Consider the following 17,503-nt stretch of genomic DNA (forward strand, 5'->3'; position numbering starts at 1 on the left):
AGCCTGCCTGCGCGATAACCTGGGACGAGAGGCACAGGCCATTCCCCTCTACCGCCAGGCCATCGCACTGTGGGGCTGACCGGTGAGGCGCTGAGTGGCGCCGGGCTCGACCTTGGCAGCTCTTGTCGCACGACCGAGCAATACCCGGAGGCGCTGGCCGCCTTCGAGCAGGGGTTAGCCCGCTTCCCCGATGCCAATGAGTTCAAGGTGTTTTTCGCCATGGTTTGCTACAACCTGGGGCGCAACAAGGAGGGAATGGAGAGCCTGCTGGCGGTACTGGCAGAGACGGCGACAGGTCCGGCTCTGGCTCCTTACCGGCACGCCATCGCCCTCTATGCCGCCAATCAGGATCGACGCGAGTAAATAGCCAGAAACAAAAAGGCCGCTCATGATGAGCGGCCTTTTTACGGAATTTGGTGGCCCCTGCCCGACTTGAACGGGCGACCAATCGATTATGAGTCGACTGCTCTAACCAACTGAGCTAAGGGGCCAGATTGTTGGTTTTGCGGCGTGGATTATAGGGGATGTAGAGAAGCCAGTCTATAGGTAGATCAACCACTTGGCGACATTTTGTCCACTTTCCTGCCAATATTCCTGCCAACCTGCTCACGTTCCATAAATAAAACAAAGCCCCGCATGGCGGGGCTTTTGAGACGACTGCTCTGGGCACATACCTGGGACTATTCGTCCAGGAAGCTGCGCAGTACTTCTGAGCGGCTCGGGTGGCGCAATTTGCGCAGTGCCTTGGCTTCGATCTGACGAATACGCTCACGGGTGACGTCGAACTGCTTGCCCACTTCCTCCAGGGTGTGGTCAGTGTTCATGTCGATCCCGAAACGCATCCGCAGCACCTTGGCTTCGCGGGCAGTCAGGCCGGCCAGCACTTCGCGCGTCGCGTTGCGCAGGCTTTCGCTGGTCGCCGCATCCGCCGGCAGAGCCAGGGTGGTATCTTCGATGAAATCGCCCAAGTGGGAGTCTTCATCATCACCGATGGGCGTCTCCATGGAGATGGGCTCCTTGGCGATCTTCAATACCTTGCGGATCTTATCTTCCGGCATGCCCATGCGCATGGCCAGCTCTTCCGGGTTCGGTTCACGACCCATCTCCTGCAGCATCTGACGGGAGATACGGTTGAGCTTGTTGATGGTCTCGATCATGTGTACCGGGATACGGATGGTACGGGCCTGATCCGCGATGGAGCGGGTAATGGCCTGACGGATCCACCAGGTAGCGTAAGTCGAGAACTTGTAGCCACGACGGTATTCAAACTTGTCTACCGCCTTCATCAGACCTATGTTGCCCTCCTGGATCAGATCCAGGAATTGCAGACCACGGTTGGTGTACTTCTTGGCGATGGAGATAACCAGACGCAAGTTGGCCTCGACCATCTCTTTCTTCGCACGGCGGGCCTTGGCCTCACCGATGCTCATGCGGCGGTTGATATCCTTGATCTGGGCAATGGACAGACCGGTCTCTTCTTCAATTTGCTGCAGCTTGCCGATGGAACGCAGCACTTCTTCGTCCATATCGACCAGACGTGGAGACCAAGCTTTGCCAGCCTGTTTCTGGTATTCAAACCAGGCAGTTTCACACTCATTGTTGGTGAAGGCAGCGACGAAGGTTTTCTTCGGCATCTTGGCCTGCTCAACGCAGAGTTTCATGATGATGCGTTCCTGTACGCGGACTCGCTCCATCATCTCGCGCATGTTGTTGACCAAGCGATCGAACTGCTTGGGCATCAGGCGGAATTGACGGAACACATCAGCCAGCAGGGCAATCGCAGCCTGGGTATCTTCATGCGCGCGGCCATTCTTCTGAATGGAGAGACGCGTTACCTCATACTGGGCACGCAGCTCGCCAAATTTCTCGCGAGCAACTTCCGGATCTGGACCACCGTCACCGTCGTCGTCCGAGCTTTCGCCGTCGTCGTCTTCATCTTCGTCTTCATCTTCGTCTTCGTCGGCCAGATCGTCTTCACCGAGTTCAGAACCAATGTGAGTCGCGGTCGGCGCGACGTCATCGGCCTCGTTAGGATCGATGAAACCCGAGATGATGTCGGACAGACGCAGCTGTTCAGCTTCGTATTTATCATACTGCTCAAGCAGATAGGTAATCGCTTCCGGGTACTCGGCAACGGAGCTTTGTACCTGGTTGATACCGTCTTCGATCCGCTTGGCGATGTCGATTTCGCCTTCACGGGTCAGCAGTTCGACGGTACCCATTTCCCGCATGTACATGCGGACAGGATCGGTCGTACGACCAATCTCAGATTCAACAGATGCCAGTGCCTGGGCAGCTGCTTCGGCAGCGTCCTCATCGGCGGTACCGCCTTCAGCCATGATAAGGTCATCGGCATCCGGGGCGTTTTCAACCACCTGAATACCCATATCGTTGATCATCTGGATGATGTCTTCGATCTGGTCAGAGTCGACAATGTCTTGCGGGAGGTGATCGTTCACCTCGGCATAGGTCAGGTAGCCCTGTTCTTTACCTTTGGCAACGAGGAGTTTAAGCTGAGACTGCGGGGTTTGCTCCATAGAACTCATCCGGTTGGTGTTGCTAGGTTGCGCGTACAGTGCGCTGCTGCGCAAATAGCCAATTCTAATAGAAAACCGCCAGACATGCTATGTCTGGTTGCGGCGTCGGTCATGAGAAACCCCTGCCCGCAGTATTGTCGGGGCCAGGCGGTTATAAAATTTTTGCTTTTAATCCCGTCGATTCGGGCAACGGTATTTATATTGGGACTAATCACTCAAATATCAAGCCCCACTCTCATTTCTTTTCTCAATCTGTACCTCTCTGATCAACATCATTAGCTCCTGCGTTTCCTCAGAGCTTAGCCCTTCCTGAGCTACCTTGGCCTGCAATTCTTCAATTCGTTGCTTCAGAAACTGGTTGATGAAACCGACGAAGGTATCCTGTAGTTCTCCCAGAATATCCGGCTCCTGGTCGAGCTTGATCTCTTCAAACAAGTCGTGCATCGCCAGCTGGGCGAGGATTTCGCCCTCTTTGGTGCCGCGCCAGTGCTCCAGCAAGATGCCCGTGGTGATCCTGGGCTGCGCCAGGATCTGCTGATGCAGCTGCAGCAGGAACTTGATTCCTTGTACCCGCAGCCCGGCCAGTTCAGGCATGGCCGGCAGCTCGGCCGTCACCGCCGGATATTGCACCATCAGGGCCAATGCCCGACGTAGCGGCGTCAGCTTGGCGGCCTTGGGTTTGGTGAGCTCGGCCTTGGGCTGGCTATTGCGGGCGAACAGTTCGGCGATGCGCTGCTTGTTCTCACCCCAGCGCATCATGCTGGAAAGACGGGTGATCAGCCCCTCGCGGGTAAATCCCTCCGGTACCCGGCGGATCAGTTCGGCAGCCTTGTTGGCCACCTCGAACTTGCCCGCCTCACCGGAGAGGGCCGCATCCCGCCCCAGACGCTCAAACATGAAGTCGGCGAAAGGCTGAGCTTGATCCAGCAAGGCCTCAAAACCTTCCTTGCCAATCTGACGCACCAGCGAATCCGGATCTTCTCCATCGGGCAAGAACACGAACTTGAGTTCACGACCATCCTGCAGATGGGACAGTGCATTATCCAGCGCTCGCCAGGCCGCTTCACGACCGGCATTGTCACCGTCGTAGCAGCAAACCACCTCGGCCGTGGTGCGAAACAGGGTGTGAATATGGTCGGTGGTGGTAGCAGTACCCAGTGCAGCCACCGCATAATCGATGTCGTATTGACCGAGCGCCACCACATCCATGTAGCCTTCGACTACCAGGATCCGGCGAGGATCCTTGTGGGCCTGCTTTACCTCGTAGAGGCCGAACAGCTCTCGCCCCTTGTGGAAGATCGGGGTTTCAGGCGAGTTGAGGTACTTGGGCGTGCCATCACCCAGCACCCGGCCACCAAAACCTATGACTCGGCCGCGCTTGTCCCGGATCGGAAACATGATGCGATCGCGGAAACGATCATAGCTGCCGGCACCGCTGTCACGAGTGATCAACATGCCACCCGAGACGAGCAACTGCTCGTGATCGCGGCTAGCGCCAAAACGGCGTCTCACCTGATCCCAATCTGCAGGGGCATAACCAATATTGAAACGCTTGACCACTTCACCAGTCAGGCCGCGCCCCTTCAAGTATTCCACCGCCTGGGGTGCGCTCTTGAGATTGCTCTCGTAGAAACGGGCGATCTGGTTCATCAGCTCATAGAGATCCTTGCTGACGGCCGGTTGGCTATTGCTCGAGCCGCCAATACTCTGCTCGCGAGGCACCTGCATGCCCTGCATGCTGGCGAGCTCTTCAATGGCATCGGGGAATTCGAGACCGTCGTACTCCATAACAAAGCCGATGGCATTGCCGTGGGCGCCACAGCCGAAGCAGTGATAGAACTGTTTCTCCTGACTGACGGTAAAAGAGGGACTTTTTTCGTTATGAAAAGGGCAGCAAGCCTGGTAGTTCTTACCGGCTTTTTTCAGCCGCACTCGCGAGTCGATCAGCTCGACTATGTCTGTGCGTACGAGCAGATCATCGATAAAGGATTGTGGGATCCTGCCTGCCATAACCGTCCTGTTTCATTGCGTAGAAAATAAAAAAGCCGCGCATTCCTATGGAAGCACGGCTTCTTCGACCAAACAAGAGAGTTGCCTGTTACGCCAAGCTGGTTTTCACCTGAGCACTGACGGCGCCGACATCGGCACGCCCCTGAATTTTCGGCTTCAAGACAGCCATGACCTTGCCCATATCAGCCATGACGGCAGCACCACTTTCAGTGATGGCTTGCTCAATCAGTGCGGCAATTTCGTCTGCGGTCAGCTGTTGTGGCAGGAATTCCTGCAGCACAACGATCTCAGCGGACTCTTTGTCGGCGAGATCCTGGCGACCGGCAGCTTCAAATTGGCTGATGGAATCGCGGCGCTGTTTGACCATTTTGGTCACGACAGCGAGGATATCCTCATCATTGAGCTCGATACGGGAATCAACTTCACGTTGCTTGATTTCTGCCATCAACAAACGGATCGCCCCCAAGCGAGCCTTATCTCTGGCAAGCATGGCGAGTTTTTGTTGATCCTTGAGTTGATCCTTCAGAGACACGGCATTATCTCCCGATTAGTACAGGCGGATACGACGTGCGTTTTCGCGAGACAGCTTCTTGGCGTGACGCTTTACAGCAGACGCTTTGGCGCGCTTACGAATAGTAGTCGGCTTCTCGTAGAACTCACGGCTACGAACTTCAGACAGGATACCGGCCTTTTCGCAAGAACGCTTGAAGCGACGCAGAGCAACGTCAAACGGCTCATTTTCACGGACTTTGATTACTGGCATGTGCCTTTCACCTCAGTGATATATTGTTAGCTGACCATCAGTCGATCAGCATGTCTTAAAATGGTGCGAAATTATACTCTGGACAGGGAATGAAAGTAAACCCGCAGAGATCGCTCTGGTTTAAAAAACCCGCGAAGGTTACCATAGCCGTCTCATTTTAGCAGTGAAATTTTTTAGCAATGCGTGTATTGGGCATAGAGACATCCTGTGACGAAACCGGGATCGCGATCTTCGACGATCAAAAAGGGATCCTTTCCCATCAGTTATACAGCCAGGTCAAGCTACATGCGGACTACGGGGGCGTCGTCCCCGAGCTCGCAAGCCGGGATCATGTTCGCAAGACGATCCCCTTGATCCAGGCCGCATTGCAAGAGGCGGGACTGGGTAAAGATGACATAGACGGCATCGCCTATACCGCGGGTCCAGGGCTGGTTGGCGCCATTCTGGTAGGGGCCACCATAGGCCGCTCGCTGGCGATGGCGTGGAACAAACCGGCCATCGCCGTGCATCATATGGAAGGCCACCTGCTGGCTCCCATGCTGGAAGAGAGAGCCCCCGAGTTTCCCTTCGTGGCGCTGCTGGTCTCCGGTGGTCACTCCATGCTGGTGCGGGTCGACGGTATCGGCAGCTATCAGCTGTTGGGTGAATCCATCGACGACGCGGCTGGCGAAGCCTTTGACAAGACTGCCAAGCTGATGGGGCTGGACTACCCGGGTGGCCCGTTGCTCTCTCGTCTAGCCGAGAAGGGCGCCAGCGGTCGGTTCAACTTTCCCCGTCCCATGACGGACAGGCCCGGACTCGACATGAGTTTCTCCGGTCTCAAGACCTTTGCTGCCAACACCATTGCCGCCAACAACGACGATGAACAGACCCGCGCCGATATCGCCCGTGCGTTTGAAGATGCAGTGGTCGATACCCTGGCCATCAAGTGCCGTCGCGCCTTGAAGGAGACCGGCCTCAAACGGCTGGTGGTAGCCGGTGGCGTCAGCGCCAACCGTCACCTGCGTGCCCAGCTGGCCGAGCTGATGGAAAGTCTCAAAGGCGAGGTGTTCTATCCGCGCACCGAATATTGCACCGATAACGGTGCCATGATTGCCTATGCAGGCATGCAGCGCCTGAAGGCGGGTGTATTCGAGCCACTGGTAGTCAAGGCCGTGCCGCGCTGGCCGCTGGACACCCTGGATCCGGTGTGATCCTGCGGATCCTGTTGCAATGAAAAAGGGGCTCATGGCCCCTTTTTTGTTGCTATCAGCAGCACCAATGCGCCCTGATTGGTACTCGCTAATTGGTGCGAAACAGTGCCTCGATGGAGAGCCCCTGCCCCAGCAGGATCTCCCGCAGGCGACGCAGTCCTTCAACCTGGATCTGGCGTACCCGCTCCCGGGTCAAACCGATCTCGGACCCCACGTCTTCCAGTGTGGCCGGTTCATAACCGAGCAGGCCAAAACGACGAGCCAGTACCTCGCGCTGCTTGGGATTAAGCTCCTCCAGCCAGTGCACTATGCTGGCACGCATGTCGTCATCCTGCGACTCCAGCTCGGGCCCCATGCCACGTTCATCAGAAAGGACATCCAGCAGCGCCTTGTCGCGATCGCCACCTATGGGGGTATCCACAGAGGTGATCTTCTCGTTGAGCTTGAGCATGCGATTCACGTCGTCTACCGAGCGATCCAGCGCAAAGGCGATGTCCTCTGCGGTCGGTTCATGATCGAGGCGATGAGAGAGTTCACGAGCGGTACGCAGATAGACGTTCAGCTCCTTGACCACATGGATCGGCAGACGGATGGTGCGAGTCTGATTCATGATGGCCCGCTCTATGGTCTGGCGGATCCACCAGGTGGCATAGGTCGAGAAACGGAAGCCGCGCTCCGGGTCGAATTTCTCTACCGCGCGGATGAGGCCGAGGTTACCCTCTTCGATGAGATCCAGCAGCACCAGGCCGCGGTTGTTGTAACGACGGGCGATTTTAACCACCAATCGCAGATTGGACTCAATCATGCGCTTGCGGGCGGCTTTATCACCTCGCAAGGCACGACGAGCATAATAAACTTCTTCTTCGGCGGTGAGCAGGGGGGAGAAACCAATCTCCCCCAGATAGAGCTGGGTGGCATCCATCACCTTGTTCAGTTCCGGTGCCATCAGTTCGTCGGAAATAGTCTCTTCGACCTCGGCTGCTACTTCCCGAACCTCTTCCTCCTCGTGGGTCTCCAGCTCCTCGTCGAACTCTAACTCTGCATCCTGCATAACCAGTTGTTCTTGGCTCATGGCGTGTCTCCCTGACCTGAACCAGAGTAAGACTTAACTCTCTGGGTTAACGCTTTGGCAAATGGCTCATCGGGTTTATCGATTTGCCTCGATACCGGATTTCAAAGTGCAATCGCACATCCGGGGCGTCCGTGCTACCCATGTTGGCAATGACTGCTCCGCCCTTGACGCTATCCCCTTCCCTGACCCGCAACTCATCATTGTGAGCGTAGGCAGAGAGGTAATCATCATCATGCTTGAGTATGATCAGCTTGCCATAACCTCTTAGTGCGCTACCCGCATAGACGACCTTGCCGCCACTCGCTGCATAGACGGGTTGCCCCTTCTGACCAGCGATGTCTATGCCCTTGTTTCCCTGTTCTGCAACGGAGAAACCCTCAACAATCCGGCCTTGTGTCGGCCAGTGCCAAGAAAGTCTCGACTGAGGCTTGTTGTCTGTTTTTTGTTCTTTGACCTGAGCGTATTCCTTTGAAGATGGCTGAGCAATCGTTTTCTGTTTGATAAATGGCGTGGTCGTACCTGATGGTGCTGTCGCCAGGGGTTTGGGGCCTGTACTTTGCGTCGTAACCGGACGGGTTACGGCAACCATCTGACTGCCTCCAGTGCTGGCAGACTGCACATTCAACACCTGGCCAACGTGGAGTGCATAGGGCGCCTGCAGGCTGTTGCTCTGTGCCAGCGTCTGATTCGACATGCCAAACTGACGGCCTATGCTGCTCAGGGTATCACCACGCCGAACCTGATAGGTGCCGGCACTGCGTGCAACCGTCTGACTGCCGGCGGATGAATCGAACCGGATCTGTTGCCCTGGATAGATGTTATAGGGGGGGCTGATACCGTTGAGGCTGGCCAGAGACGGCACATCATTGCCCGAGTTGAAAGCGATGGAGTAGAGGGTATCCCCTTTTTTCACCGTGTAGCTGTTGCCCTGAATGGCCGGTTGAGCCGACCCCTGACGAGTCGGTACGGTGGAAACGAGGCGATCATTGCCCAATCCCTGTACCGGAGCAGCAGTCTTGCTGGAAGAGCAAGCGAGCAGCAGCCATGACAACACGACGATACTGCTTCCTTGCCAAACACGCGAACGCATAGTGGATCCTTAACGACTAAACCAGAAATAGGCCACAACGGCCAAACCAATACAGAGCCAGCCCAGCACGTCCACATAGTGCATCAGCTTGCGCTCCATCTTCTCACCGCCCCAGCGCATCAGCCCCGCGACCAAAAAGAAGCGCATGCCACGGCCGATCAACGAGGTCACGATGAAGGGCAACAGCGCCATTTGCAGCAGGCCTGCCGTGACGGTAAACACCTTGTAGGGGATCGGCGTGAAGCTGGCAATAAAAATCACCCAGATGCCCCACTGCTCGAACCACTGCCGGGCCAGACCAATCTTGTCTTCGTATCCCACCGAGGCAACCAGCGGCTGCACCACGGGCTCCCACAGGGCATAGCCGAGTACATAGCCAAACAGCGCCCCCAATACGGAGAAGGTCGTTGCCAACCCGGCGTAGTGCCACGCCTTGTACGGCCTGGCCAGCGCCATGGGCGCCAGCATCACGTCCACCGGGATCGGCCAGAACACCGACTCGACAAAGGCGGTGATCGCCAGATAATAAGGGGCGTACTTGTGGCGGGCCACTGCATCACCAACACGTACAGACGAGAAAACAAGGTCACTCAACATCTCCGTCGATCAGGGGAACAAACCGCACCGGCTCCAGGATCTTGCTGGTCAGCTGGGAGCCGGATCGCTCGATCAGCTGCAGCGTCTGCTGGCTGTCTCCCACCGGCAGTACCAGACGGCCGCCATCGGCCAGTTGATCGGTGAGGGCTGTGGGCACCTCGCTGGCCGCCGCCGTCACCAGGATCGCATCAAACGGCCCCTTGTTGGGCCAACCCAGCCAGCCGTTGCCGTGCTTGGCGGAGACATTGTGCAGATCGAGCTGCCGCAGCCGGCGTCTTGCCTGAAACTGCAGCAACTTGATCCGTTCCACCGTGTAGACATGCTCCACCAGATGGGCCAGCACCGCCGTCTGATAACCGGAGCCAGTGCCGATCTCCAGCACGTGGGCCGGATCATTCTGGATCAGCAACTCGGTCATCCGCGCCACCATATAAGGCTGGGAGATGGTCTGACCGTGGCCGATGGGCAACGCCGTGTTGTCCCAGGCCTTGTGGGCCATGGCTTCATCCACAAACAGCTGGCGCGGCACTTTCGCAATCGCCGCGAGTACGCGGAAATCACGAATGTCCTGTGCGATCAGCTGGTTTAACAGGCGCTGTACTATCACACCTTCATCCCTGCAGGTCTAACCAAGCCCCCAGACCCGCCAGACTGCTGTAGGCAGTCATATCGATGGTCAGGGGGGTGATCGAGACGTAGCCCTGCTCGATGGCGGCGAAATCCGTGCCTTCTCCCGCATCCTGCTGGCTGCCGGGGGGGCCGATCCAGTAGATGGGCTGACCACGGGGATCCTCGCTGCAGATCACAGATTCCGCCCGATGACGGTTGCCAAGGCGAGTCACCCTGATCCCCTTGATCTGATCGAGGGGCAGGTCCGGCACGTTGACGTTGAGGATCTGATCGGCAGGCAGCGGGTGCACCATCATGCCCTTCACCAGCAGGGCCGCATAGTGGGCCGCGCTGGCGAAATGGGTCTTGCCTACCAGCGAGATGGCCAGCGAGGGAAAGCCGAGGTGACGCCCTTCGGTAGCCGCCGCGACCGTGCCCGAGTAGATGACATCATCCCCCAGGTTGGCACCGTGGTTGATGCCAGCCACCACCATGTCGGGTTCAGGGCGCACCAGTTCGTTGACCGCCAGATGCACGCAGTCGGTCGGCGTCCCCTTCACCGCATAGCTCTCGATCCCATTAAAACCGGTTTCGCTGAGACGGGTAACCCGCAACGGCACCTCCAGCGTCAGGGAGTGACTCGCGCCGCTGCGGTTGCGATCCGGCGCCACCACTATGACTTCGCCACAGGCCGTCAGCGCAGCGCTGAGGGCTCGGATCCCCTCGGCATGCACGCCATCGTCATTACTGACCAGAATTCGCATCGGACTGATTCCTGAAACCATGATCGGCCTCTTCGGCCTGCATTAATTCGCGTACCACGCTGGTAGCAAAGGCACCGGCCGGCAGGAAGAACGACAGGGTCAAGACATCGCCGTCCAGTTGCCAGCTCATCTGTTCCGGCTTGAGCAGGAGCGGGCGGCGGTCCTGATCCAGCCCGGCCTTCTCCAGACCTGCGCACCATTCAGGGTAAGCGGCAAGCACTCCCTGCTCGAACTCGGCCGCCGTCCCCTGGCTCGCCAGCCGGCCACGGCCCCACTGGGGGGCAGTCAGCTGCACGTCACCGGAGGCGAGACGCGCCTCCAGCTCCGGGGTCAGCAACTCTTCGCTGAAGATGGAGTGGCTGCCCTTGAGCATCACGCAATCACCGGCCAGCAGCTGATGAGCCAGCCCCTGCTCGATACGGGCGCTGACGATGGCATTGAACAGCATGCTGCGGGCGGCGGAGAGGTAGAGGGAGCGCTTGTTGCGATCATTGATCCGCTTGCCGGCAAACATCGCCTTGGCCGCTTCCAGGTTGTTGCCACCACGACCAAAACGCTGCTCGCCGTAATAGTTCGGCACTCCCTGACTGGCGATGGCCTGCAGGCGTGACGCCAGTCCCTCGGTCTGTTCCAGCCCGGTCAGACGCAGGGTGAAGTGGTTGCCCTTGAGGTAACCAACCCGCAATTTCCGGTTGTGACGCCTGGCTTGCAAGATCTGGATGCTGTCGCTCTGGATGACCGAGAGATCCGGCTCGCTCTTGCCCGGCAGGTGAATGCCGAACCACTGCTCGGTCACGGCATGGCGATCCTTGAGGCCAGCCCAAGTCACAGCATTGCGATTGACCCCGGCCGCATCGGCCAGCAGGCCCGCCACCCAGGCGGTGTTCTCGCCGGTTTTGCGCACCCGCACGAAAATGTGTTCGCCCTCGCCGCAGGGCTCGAAGCCGAGATCCTCAACCACCACGAAATCACTGGCCTCGGCCTTGAGGATGCCACGGGCGACGGGCGCTCCGTGCAGATAACTGAGTTGTTCCAACATTATTGTTTCACCAGTAAGACGACGGCTTCGGTGGCGATCCCTTCCTTGCGCCCCGTAAACCCGAGTTGTTCTGTGGTAGTCGCCTTGACATTCACCCGGTTCAAATCACACATCAGGTCGGCGGCCAGCACGGCGCACATGGCATCGATATGGGGCGCCATCTTGGGGGCCTGGGCTATGATGGTCACGTCCAGATTGCCGATGGCATAACCCGCCTTTTTTACTCTGGCAAACACGTCCCGCAGCAGGATCCGGCTGTCGATCCCCTTGAATTGCGCCGCGGTATCCGGAAAGTGGCGGCCTATGTCACCGGCGCCTATGGCGCCAAGCAGGGCATCGCTCACCGCGTGCAGTACCACATCACCGTCGGAGTGGGCCAGCAGGCCCTGTTCATACGGCACGGCGACGCCACCCAGCATGCAGGGACCAACCCCACCAAATTTGTGTACATCAAAACCATGTCCAATTCGTATCACGCCTGACATCCTCCAAACACGCAGGAAACTTCTCCGCCTAAACCTTGTTCACCTCAAGATCGGCCTGACATCCTCCAAACAGGCAGGAGACTCATCCACCCAAACCTTGTGCACCTCAACTGCATGTCCCATCCGGATCATGCTCGCTCCTTGTCTGGGTGTATCGACTTATGCCTGCTGGCTTAAAAACAGCCCCGCCAGAGAAAGATCTTCCGGCCGGGTCACCTTGATGTTGTCGGCACGCCCTTCCACCATGCGCACGGTGAAACCGGCACGCTCCATGGCGGAGGCCTCGTCGGTAATGGTGGCCCCCAAGGCCAACCCCTCCTCCAGCGCCCGCAGCAGAGTATGGGTGGGGAACATCTGCGGCGTCAGGGCATGCCAGAGCTGCTCGCGATCAACGGTGCCGAGTATGTTGCCCATGGCGTCTGAACGCTTCATGGTGTCACGTACCCGGCTGCCGAGAATGGCGCCACCACACGGGATGGCGGTGGCGATGAGCCGGTCGAGATCGCCGTGGGTCAGACAGGGACGGGCGGCATCGTGCACCAGCACCCACCCCCCCTCTGCCACATGCAGCGCATTGACAACGGAAAAGGCGCGCTCGGCGCCCCCCTCTACCCGTAGGACACGCGGGTCGGTCGCAACGGGCAGGGCATCAAACCAGCGATCGTGGGGCGCCAGCGCCACTATCACCCGAGCGATGGCCGGGTGTGACAGCAGGGCGCCGAGGGTATGCTCGAGAATGGTCTGTCCCGCCAGTTGCAGATACTGTTTCGGACAATCGGCGCCCATCCGGCTGCCAATCCCGGCGGCGGGGACTATGGCGGTCAGCCCGGTCTGGCGATCAGTCATCGTAGGCTGCGTCTCCCGAGCTGGAGCCCTTGTCCTTATCCTTGGGGATGATCCGGTAGAAGGTCTCGCCCTGCTTGATGTAGCCGAGATCGTTGCGCGACAGCTCCTCTATGGCCTCGAGGCCCGAGGTCAGATCGTCAATCTCGCGATAAATCAGGTTGTTGCGATCCTTGAGTACCAGATTGTCCTGTTGCTGCCGGGAGATGGCGTCGGACAATTCGTGATAATCGGACAGGCCATTCTTCCCCAACCAGAGGTCATATTGAAGCCCTCCCAACAGGAAGAGCAGGATAAGAGTGAGTAGCCGCATGCACTGAGTCTCCTTCAAGCGGCCTAGTTTCCCATATTCGCAGGCAAGACAAAAGGAAGCCTGTGTCCCGGATCGGGTGGGCCGGAATAAAAAATGCAGAAACCGCCCCCGGCGATGACGGAAACGAAAAAACCCCGCCAGATTGGCGGGGCTTTGAGCAGATTAAGGGCGAGCTGGAATTAAGCCTGACCTTTCACTTCTTTCAGACCGTTGAAAGGAGCTTTGGCACCTAGAGCTTCTTCGATACGGATCAGCTGGTTGTACTTGGCAACACGGTCAGAACGGCTCATGGAACCGGTCTTGATCTGGCCAGCTGCGGTACCCACGGCCAGGTCGGCGATGGTCGCGTCTTCAGTCTCACCGGAACGGTGGGAGATGACGGCAGTGTAGCCAGCGTCTTTGGCCATCTTGATGGCAGCCAGAGTTTCGGTCAGGGAACCGATCTGGTTGAACTTGATCAGGATGGAGTTGGCGATGCCGTTGTCGATGCCGCGCTTCAGGATCTTGGTGTTGGTTACGAACAGGTCGTCACCCACGATCTGGATCTTTTTGCCCAGCTCTTTGGTCTGGTAAGCGAAACCGTCCCAGTCAGATTCGTCCAGGCCATCTTCGATGGAGACGATCGGGAACTTGGTGGTCAGGTCAGCCAGGTAGTCGGAGAACTCGTTGGAGGTGAAGATACGACCTTCGCCCTTCAGGTTGTACTCTTTCTTCTCGGCGTCGTAGAACTCGGAAGCAGCGCAGTCCATGGCCAGGGTGATGTCTTTACCCAGTACATAACCAGCAGCGGCAACGGCTTCGGCGATCACTTCCAGCGCTTCGGCGTTGGATTTCAGGTTGGGAGCGAAACCACCTTCGTCACCCACTGCAGTGTTGTAGCCCTTGGACTTCAGCACTTTGGCCAGGTTGTGGAACACTTCGGCACCCATGCGAACGGCTTCTTTCAGGGTCTTGGCGCCAACCGGCTGGATCATGAACTCCTGGATGTCGACGTTGTTGTCGGCGTGCTCACCACCGTTGATGATGTTCATCATCGGCAGCGGCATGGAGTAAACACCGGCAGTACCGTTCAGCTCGGCGATGTGAGCGTACAGCGGCAGGCCTTTGGCAGCAGCGGCGGCTTTGGCGTTGGCCAGGGAAACAGCCAAGATGGCGTTAGCGCCAAACTTGGATTTGTTCTCGGTGCCGTCGAGGTCGATCATGATCTGGTCGATAGCAGCCTGGTCCTTGGCATCTTTACCCAGCAGAGCTTGAGCGATCGGGCCGTTGACGGCGGCGAGGGCTTTCAGAACGCCTTTACCCAGGAAACGGCTCTTGTCGCCGTCACGCAGTTCCAGCGCTTCGCGGGAACCGGTGGACGCGCCAGACGGAGCGGCTGCCATACCAACAAAACCACCTTCTAGGTGAACTTCGGCCTCAACGGTCGGGTTACCACGGGAGTCGATGATTTCACGACCGATCACTTTAACGATCTTGGACATGTGTATTTCCTCAGGTTTCGTAAAAAAACAACAAAAATATGCCAAAAAAAGCGGCTGTGGCACAGAGCCTCAACCGCATTTATTTTCAATTACTTCAGATTACGCTTCTGATACTCGCCTGCCGCCTTCACAAAACCGGCGAACAGGGCATGGCCATCACGAGGAGTCGAGGTGAACTCCGGGTGGAACTGCGCCGCCACGAACCAAGGGTGATCCGGGATCTCGATAATTTCCACCAGTTTCTTGTCGGCGGAGAGACCGGTCACTTTCAGACCTGCCGCTTCAATCTGCGGCAGCAGCTTGTTGTTCACTTCATAACGGTGACGGTGGCGCTCGTAAATGGTCGGGCTGCCGTACATCTGACGCACCTTGGAACCTTCGACCAGATGGCAGAGCTGGGAGCCAAGACGCATGGTGCCGCCCAGATCGGACTTCTCGGTACGAGTCTCGACGTTGCCTTCGTCATCCACCCACTCGGTGATGAGACCGACGACCGGATAGGCGCAATCTTTCTTGAATTCGGAGGAGTGAGCCCCTGTCATGCCCGCCACGTTGCGCGCAAATTCGATCATGGCAACCTGCATGCCGAGGCAGATACCCAGATAAGGGATCTTGTTCTCACGGGCATACTGGGCCGCCTGGATCTTGCCTTCCACGCCGCGCTCACCGAAGCCACCTGGTACCAGGATCGCATCCAGGCCTTCCAGCAGCTCGGAACCACGGGTCTCGATGTCCTGGGAGTCGATGTACTTGATGGTGACGGAGAGACGGGTCTTGAGGCCACCGTGCTTGAGCGCCTCGTTGACGGACTTGTAGGCATCCGGCAGGGAGACATACTTGCCGACCATGCCGATGGTCACTTCCGCAGTCGGGTTGGCCTCTTCAAAGACCACCTGCTCCCACTCGGACAGGTCAGCCTCCTTGCACTCCAGACCGAAACGCTCGGTGAAGTAGGAATCCAGATTCTGGGACTTGAGCAGGGCCGGGATCTTGTAGATGGAGTCGACGTCTTTCATGGAGATGACGGCGCGCTCAGGCACGTTGCAGAACAGGGCAATCTTGGCACGCTCATTGGCCGGAATGGCACGGTCGGAGCGGCAGATCAGCACATCCGGCTGGATCCCGATGGAGAGCAGCTCTTTCACGGAGTGCTGGGTCGGCTTGGTCTTCACCTCGCCGGCGGCGGCCAGGTAAGGCACCAGGGTCAGGTGCATGAACATGGCGCTGTTACGGCCCACTTCGGCAGCCAGCTGACGAATGGCCTCGAGGAACGGCAGGGACTCGATGTCGCCCACGGTACCGCCCACTTCGACGATCGCAACCTGATGGCCTTCGGCACCGGCAATCACCCGCTCCTTGATGGCGTTGGTGATGTGCGGGATGACCTGAATGGTGGCGCCCAGATAGTCGCCACGGCGCTCTTTGCGCAGCACGTCGGCGTAAATGCGGCCAGTGGTAAAGTTGTTGCGGCGAGTCATCTTGGTGCGGATGAAACGCTCGTAGTGGCCCAGATCCAGATCGGTTTCGGCCCCGTCCTCGGTTACGAATACTTCACCGTGCTGGGTCGGGCTCATGGTGCCCGGATCCACGTTGATATAGGGGTCCAGTTTCATGATGGTCACATCCAGACCACGGGCTTCCAGAATGGCTGCCAGAGAAGCTGCGGCAATGCCTTTGCCGAGGGATGAAACAACGCCACCAGTTACAAAAATATATTTTGTCGTCATGCTGAACCTGAAAGAAGTTTAGGGAATTTAAGGGGTGCTTCGGGGATGAAGCAGGACGGGGAAACAGTATACCAAAACCCCCTCTCCCAAACAATGAACAAAAATCTATCAGGCTCACCGCTCCCTCATCTTGCGCCAAATCAACTTTGTTCGGTTTCCTTGGCCTTGTCCCAGGCTGCGTCCAGCTTTTCCAGTGAGCAATCGGTCATTTTCAGCCCTTCCGCGGCGATAAACTGCTCAACCTGACGAAAGCGACGTTCGAACTTGGCGTTGGCGCCCCGCAGCACCTGCTCCGGATCCTTGCCCAAGTGACGCACCAGATTGACGGTGGCAAACAAGAGATCGCCAAGCTCATCGCTCACCCGCGCCTCGTCCACGTCGGCCATCAGCGCCTCTTCCATCACTTCGTCGATCTCTTCGTGGATCTTGTCCACCACAGGCCCCAGGGTTTTCCAGTCAAAACCGACGGTGGCGCAGCGTTTCTGGATCTTGGCGGCGCGGGTCAGGGCCGGCAGCGCGAGCGGAATGTCATCCAGCACGCTTTCCTTGTCGAGCGCGGCCCGCTCCCTGGCCTTCTCGGCCTCCCAGTTCACCTTCACCGCCTGCTCGTCACCGAGATCAGCATCGGAAAACACATGGGGATGACGGCGAATGAGCTTCTCGCTCACCGTATCCACGATATCGGCGAAATCGAACAGCCCCTGCTCCTTGCCAAGCTGGGCGTAGAAGACCACCTGGAACAGCAAATCGCCGAGTTCCCCCTTCAATCCCTGCCAATCGCGGGTTTCGATGGCATCGGCAACCTCATAAGCCTCTTCCAGCGTGTGCGGCACTATGGTCTGGAAGCTCTGCTTGAGATCCCAGGGGCAACCCTCTTGCGGGTCGCGCAGGCGAGACATGATATCGAGCAGTTGAGGCAGGTCGTAACGTTGGGACATGGGAGATTCGCTTTCAAGTCGTTCAAACAGGGGAAAAGCGAC

The 17,503-nt window shown here is 57.9% G+C and carries 18 protein-coding genes, 1 tRNA gene and 1 pseudogene; 3 read left to right on the top strand and 17 right to left on the bottom strand.

What is annotated here, in order from left to right; translation table 11 throughout:
- The first annotated feature begins 19 nt into the window (after positions 1-19).
- Together BN1128_RS26385 and BN1128_RS21495 are read left to right on the top strand one after the other, a co-directional pair.
- The gene (locus BN1128_RS26385; protein ID WP_244464649.1) at positions 20-79 is read left to right on the top strand and encodes a hypothetical protein; all 60 of its coding nucleotides are present in this window, start codon (positions 20-22) and stop codon (positions 77-79) included.
- A complete protein-coding gene (locus BN1128_RS21495) occupies positions 70-363 on the top strand; it encodes a tetratricopeptide repeat protein (RefSeq protein WP_244464642.1) in 294 nt (97 codons plus the stop codon). Before BN1128_RS26385 ends, BN1128_RS21495 begins: the two co-directional genes overlap by 10 nt.
- Before the next feature lie 51 nt (positions 364-414).
- Here the strand turns inward: BN1128_RS21495 and BN1128_RS21500 are convergent.
- The 5 genes from BN1128_RS21500 to rpsU all read right to left on the bottom strand — a co-directional run bounded on the left by BN1128_RS21500 (position 415) and on the right by rpsU (position 5,310).
- Positions 415-491, bottom strand: a tRNA-Ile gene (locus BN1128_RS21500).
- Positions 492-680: 189 nt separating this feature from the next.
- Positions 681-2,576 carry an RNA polymerase sigma factor RpoD gene (gene rpoD / locus BN1128_RS21505; protein ID WP_290042644.1) on the bottom strand — a complete coding sequence of 632 codons (1,896 nt, stop codon included), beginning with the start codon at positions 2,574-2,576 and terminating at the stop codon, positions 681-683.
- A 183-nt stretch (positions 2,577-2,759) separates the two neighbouring features.
- Positions 2,760-4,547 carry a DNA primase gene (dnaG, locus tag BN1128_RS21510; protein ID WP_042872649.1) on the bottom strand — a complete coding sequence of 596 codons (1,788 nt, stop codon included), beginning with the start codon at positions 4,545-4,547 and terminating at the stop codon, positions 2,760-2,762.
- Between the two features lie 88 nt (positions 4,548-4,635).
- Positions 4,636-5,079, bottom strand: coding sequence for a GatB/YqeY domain-containing protein (locus BN1128_RS21515; protein WP_042872650.1), 444 nt, complete (start codon positions 5,077-5,079; stop codon positions 4,636-4,638).
- Positions 5,080-5,094: 15 nt separating this feature from the next.
- Positions 5,095-5,310 carry a 30S ribosomal protein S21 gene (gene rpsU, locus BN1128_RS24985; RefSeq protein ID WP_005309452.1) on the bottom strand — a complete coding sequence of 72 codons (216 nt, stop codon included), beginning with the start codon at positions 5,308-5,310 and terminating at the stop codon, positions 5,095-5,097.
- A gap of 179 nt (positions 5,311-5,489) precedes the next feature.
- Between rpsU and tsaD the strand changes: the two genes are divergently transcribed.
- The gene (gene tsaD / locus BN1128_RS21525; protein WP_042872652.1) at positions 5,490-6,503 is read left to right on the top strand and encodes a tRNA (adenosine(37)-N6)-threonylcarbamoyltransferase complex transferase subunit TsaD; all 1,014 of its coding nucleotides are present in this window, start codon (positions 5,490-5,492) and stop codon (positions 6,501-6,503) included.
- A gap of 88 nt (positions 6,504-6,591) precedes the next feature.
- Here tsaD and rpoS read toward each other — a convergent pair whose 3' ends face one another.
- The 12 genes and pseudogenes from rpoS to mazG all read right to left on the bottom strand — a co-directional run bounded on the left by rpoS (position 6,592) and on the right by mazG (position 17,461).
- Positions 6,592-7,575, bottom strand: coding sequence for an RNA polymerase sigma factor RpoS (gene rpoS / locus BN1128_RS21530; protein ID WP_042872653.1), 984 nt, complete (start codon positions 7,573-7,575; stop codon positions 6,592-6,594).
- Between the two features lie 46 nt (positions 7,576-7,621).
- Positions 7,622-8,665 carry a peptidoglycan DD-metalloendopeptidase family protein gene (locus tag BN1128_RS21535; protein WP_042872655.1) on the bottom strand — a complete coding sequence of 348 codons (1,044 nt, stop codon included), beginning with the start codon at positions 8,663-8,665 and terminating at the stop codon, positions 7,622-7,624.
- 9 nt (positions 8,666-8,674) lie between these two features.
- Positions 8,675-9,255 (bottom strand): annotated as a pseudogene (locus BN1128_RS21540) (YqaA family protein).
- The gene (locus tag BN1128_RS21545) at positions 9,252-9,869 is read right to left on the bottom strand and encodes a protein-L-isoaspartate(D-aspartate) O-methyltransferase (protein ID WP_042872657.1); all 618 of its coding nucleotides are present in this window, start codon (positions 9,867-9,869) and stop codon (positions 9,252-9,254) included. Before BN1128_RS21545 ends, BN1128_RS21540 begins: the two are co-directional and overlap by 4 nt.
- 4 nt (positions 9,870-9,873) lie before the next feature.
- The gene (gene surE, locus BN1128_RS21550) at positions 9,874-10,635 is read right to left on the bottom strand and encodes a 5'/3'-nucleotidase SurE (RefSeq protein ID WP_042872659.1); all 762 of its coding nucleotides are present in this window, start codon (positions 10,633-10,635) and stop codon (positions 9,874-9,876) included.
- The gene (gene truD / locus BN1128_RS21555; RefSeq protein ID WP_042872661.1) at positions 10,616-11,674 is read right to left on the bottom strand and encodes a tRNA pseudouridine(13) synthase TruD; all 1,059 of its coding nucleotides are present in this window, start codon (positions 11,672-11,674) and stop codon (positions 10,616-10,618) included. The genes surE and truD overlap by 20 nt, the downstream gene beginning before the upstream one ends.
- Positions 11,674-12,150 carry a 2-C-methyl-D-erythritol 2,4-cyclodiphosphate synthase gene (gene ispF, locus BN1128_RS21560; protein WP_042872662.1) on the bottom strand — a complete coding sequence of 159 codons (477 nt, stop codon included), beginning with the start codon at positions 12,148-12,150 and terminating at the stop codon, positions 11,674-11,676. The genes truD and ispF overlap by 1 nt, the downstream gene beginning before the upstream one ends.
- 168 nt (positions 12,151-12,318) lie before the next feature.
- Positions 12,319-13,005, bottom strand: a complete 687-nt coding sequence (gene ispD / locus BN1128_RS21565; RefSeq protein WP_042872665.1) for a 2-C-methyl-D-erythritol 4-phosphate cytidylyltransferase — start codon at positions 13,003-13,005, stop codon at positions 12,319-12,321.
- Positions 12,998-13,315, bottom strand: coding sequence for a cell division protein FtsB (gene ftsB / locus BN1128_RS21570; RefSeq protein WP_042872668.1), 318 nt, complete (start codon positions 13,313-13,315; stop codon positions 12,998-13,000). Before ftsB ends, ispD begins: the two co-directional genes overlap by 8 nt.
- A 179-nt stretch (positions 13,316-13,494) precedes the next feature.
- The gene (gene eno, locus BN1128_RS21575) at positions 13,495-14,796 is read right to left on the bottom strand and encodes a phosphopyruvate hydratase (RefSeq protein WP_042033763.1); all 1,302 of its coding nucleotides are present in this window, start codon (positions 14,794-14,796) and stop codon (positions 13,495-13,497) included.
- An 89-nt stretch (positions 14,797-14,885) separates the two neighbouring features.
- Positions 14,886-16,523 (bottom strand): glutamine hydrolyzing CTP synthase, encoded by a 1,638-nt coding sequence (pyrG, locus tag BN1128_RS21580; protein WP_042872670.1) that lies wholly within the window; start codon positions 16,521-16,523, stop codon positions 14,886-14,888.
- Between the two features lie 140 nt (positions 16,524-16,663).
- On the bottom strand, positions 16,664-17,461 hold the full coding sequence (gene mazG, locus BN1128_RS21585; RefSeq protein WP_042872672.1) for a nucleoside triphosphate pyrophosphohydrolase: 798 nt from the start codon (positions 17,459-17,461) through the stop codon (positions 16,664-16,666).
- Positions 17,462-17,503: the final 42 nt, after the last annotated feature.

This window comes from Aeromonas piscicola (assembly GCF_000820005.1).
Taxonomy (GTDB): Bacteria; Pseudomonadota; Gammaproteobacteria; order Enterobacterales; family Aeromonadaceae; genus Aeromonas; species Aeromonas piscicola.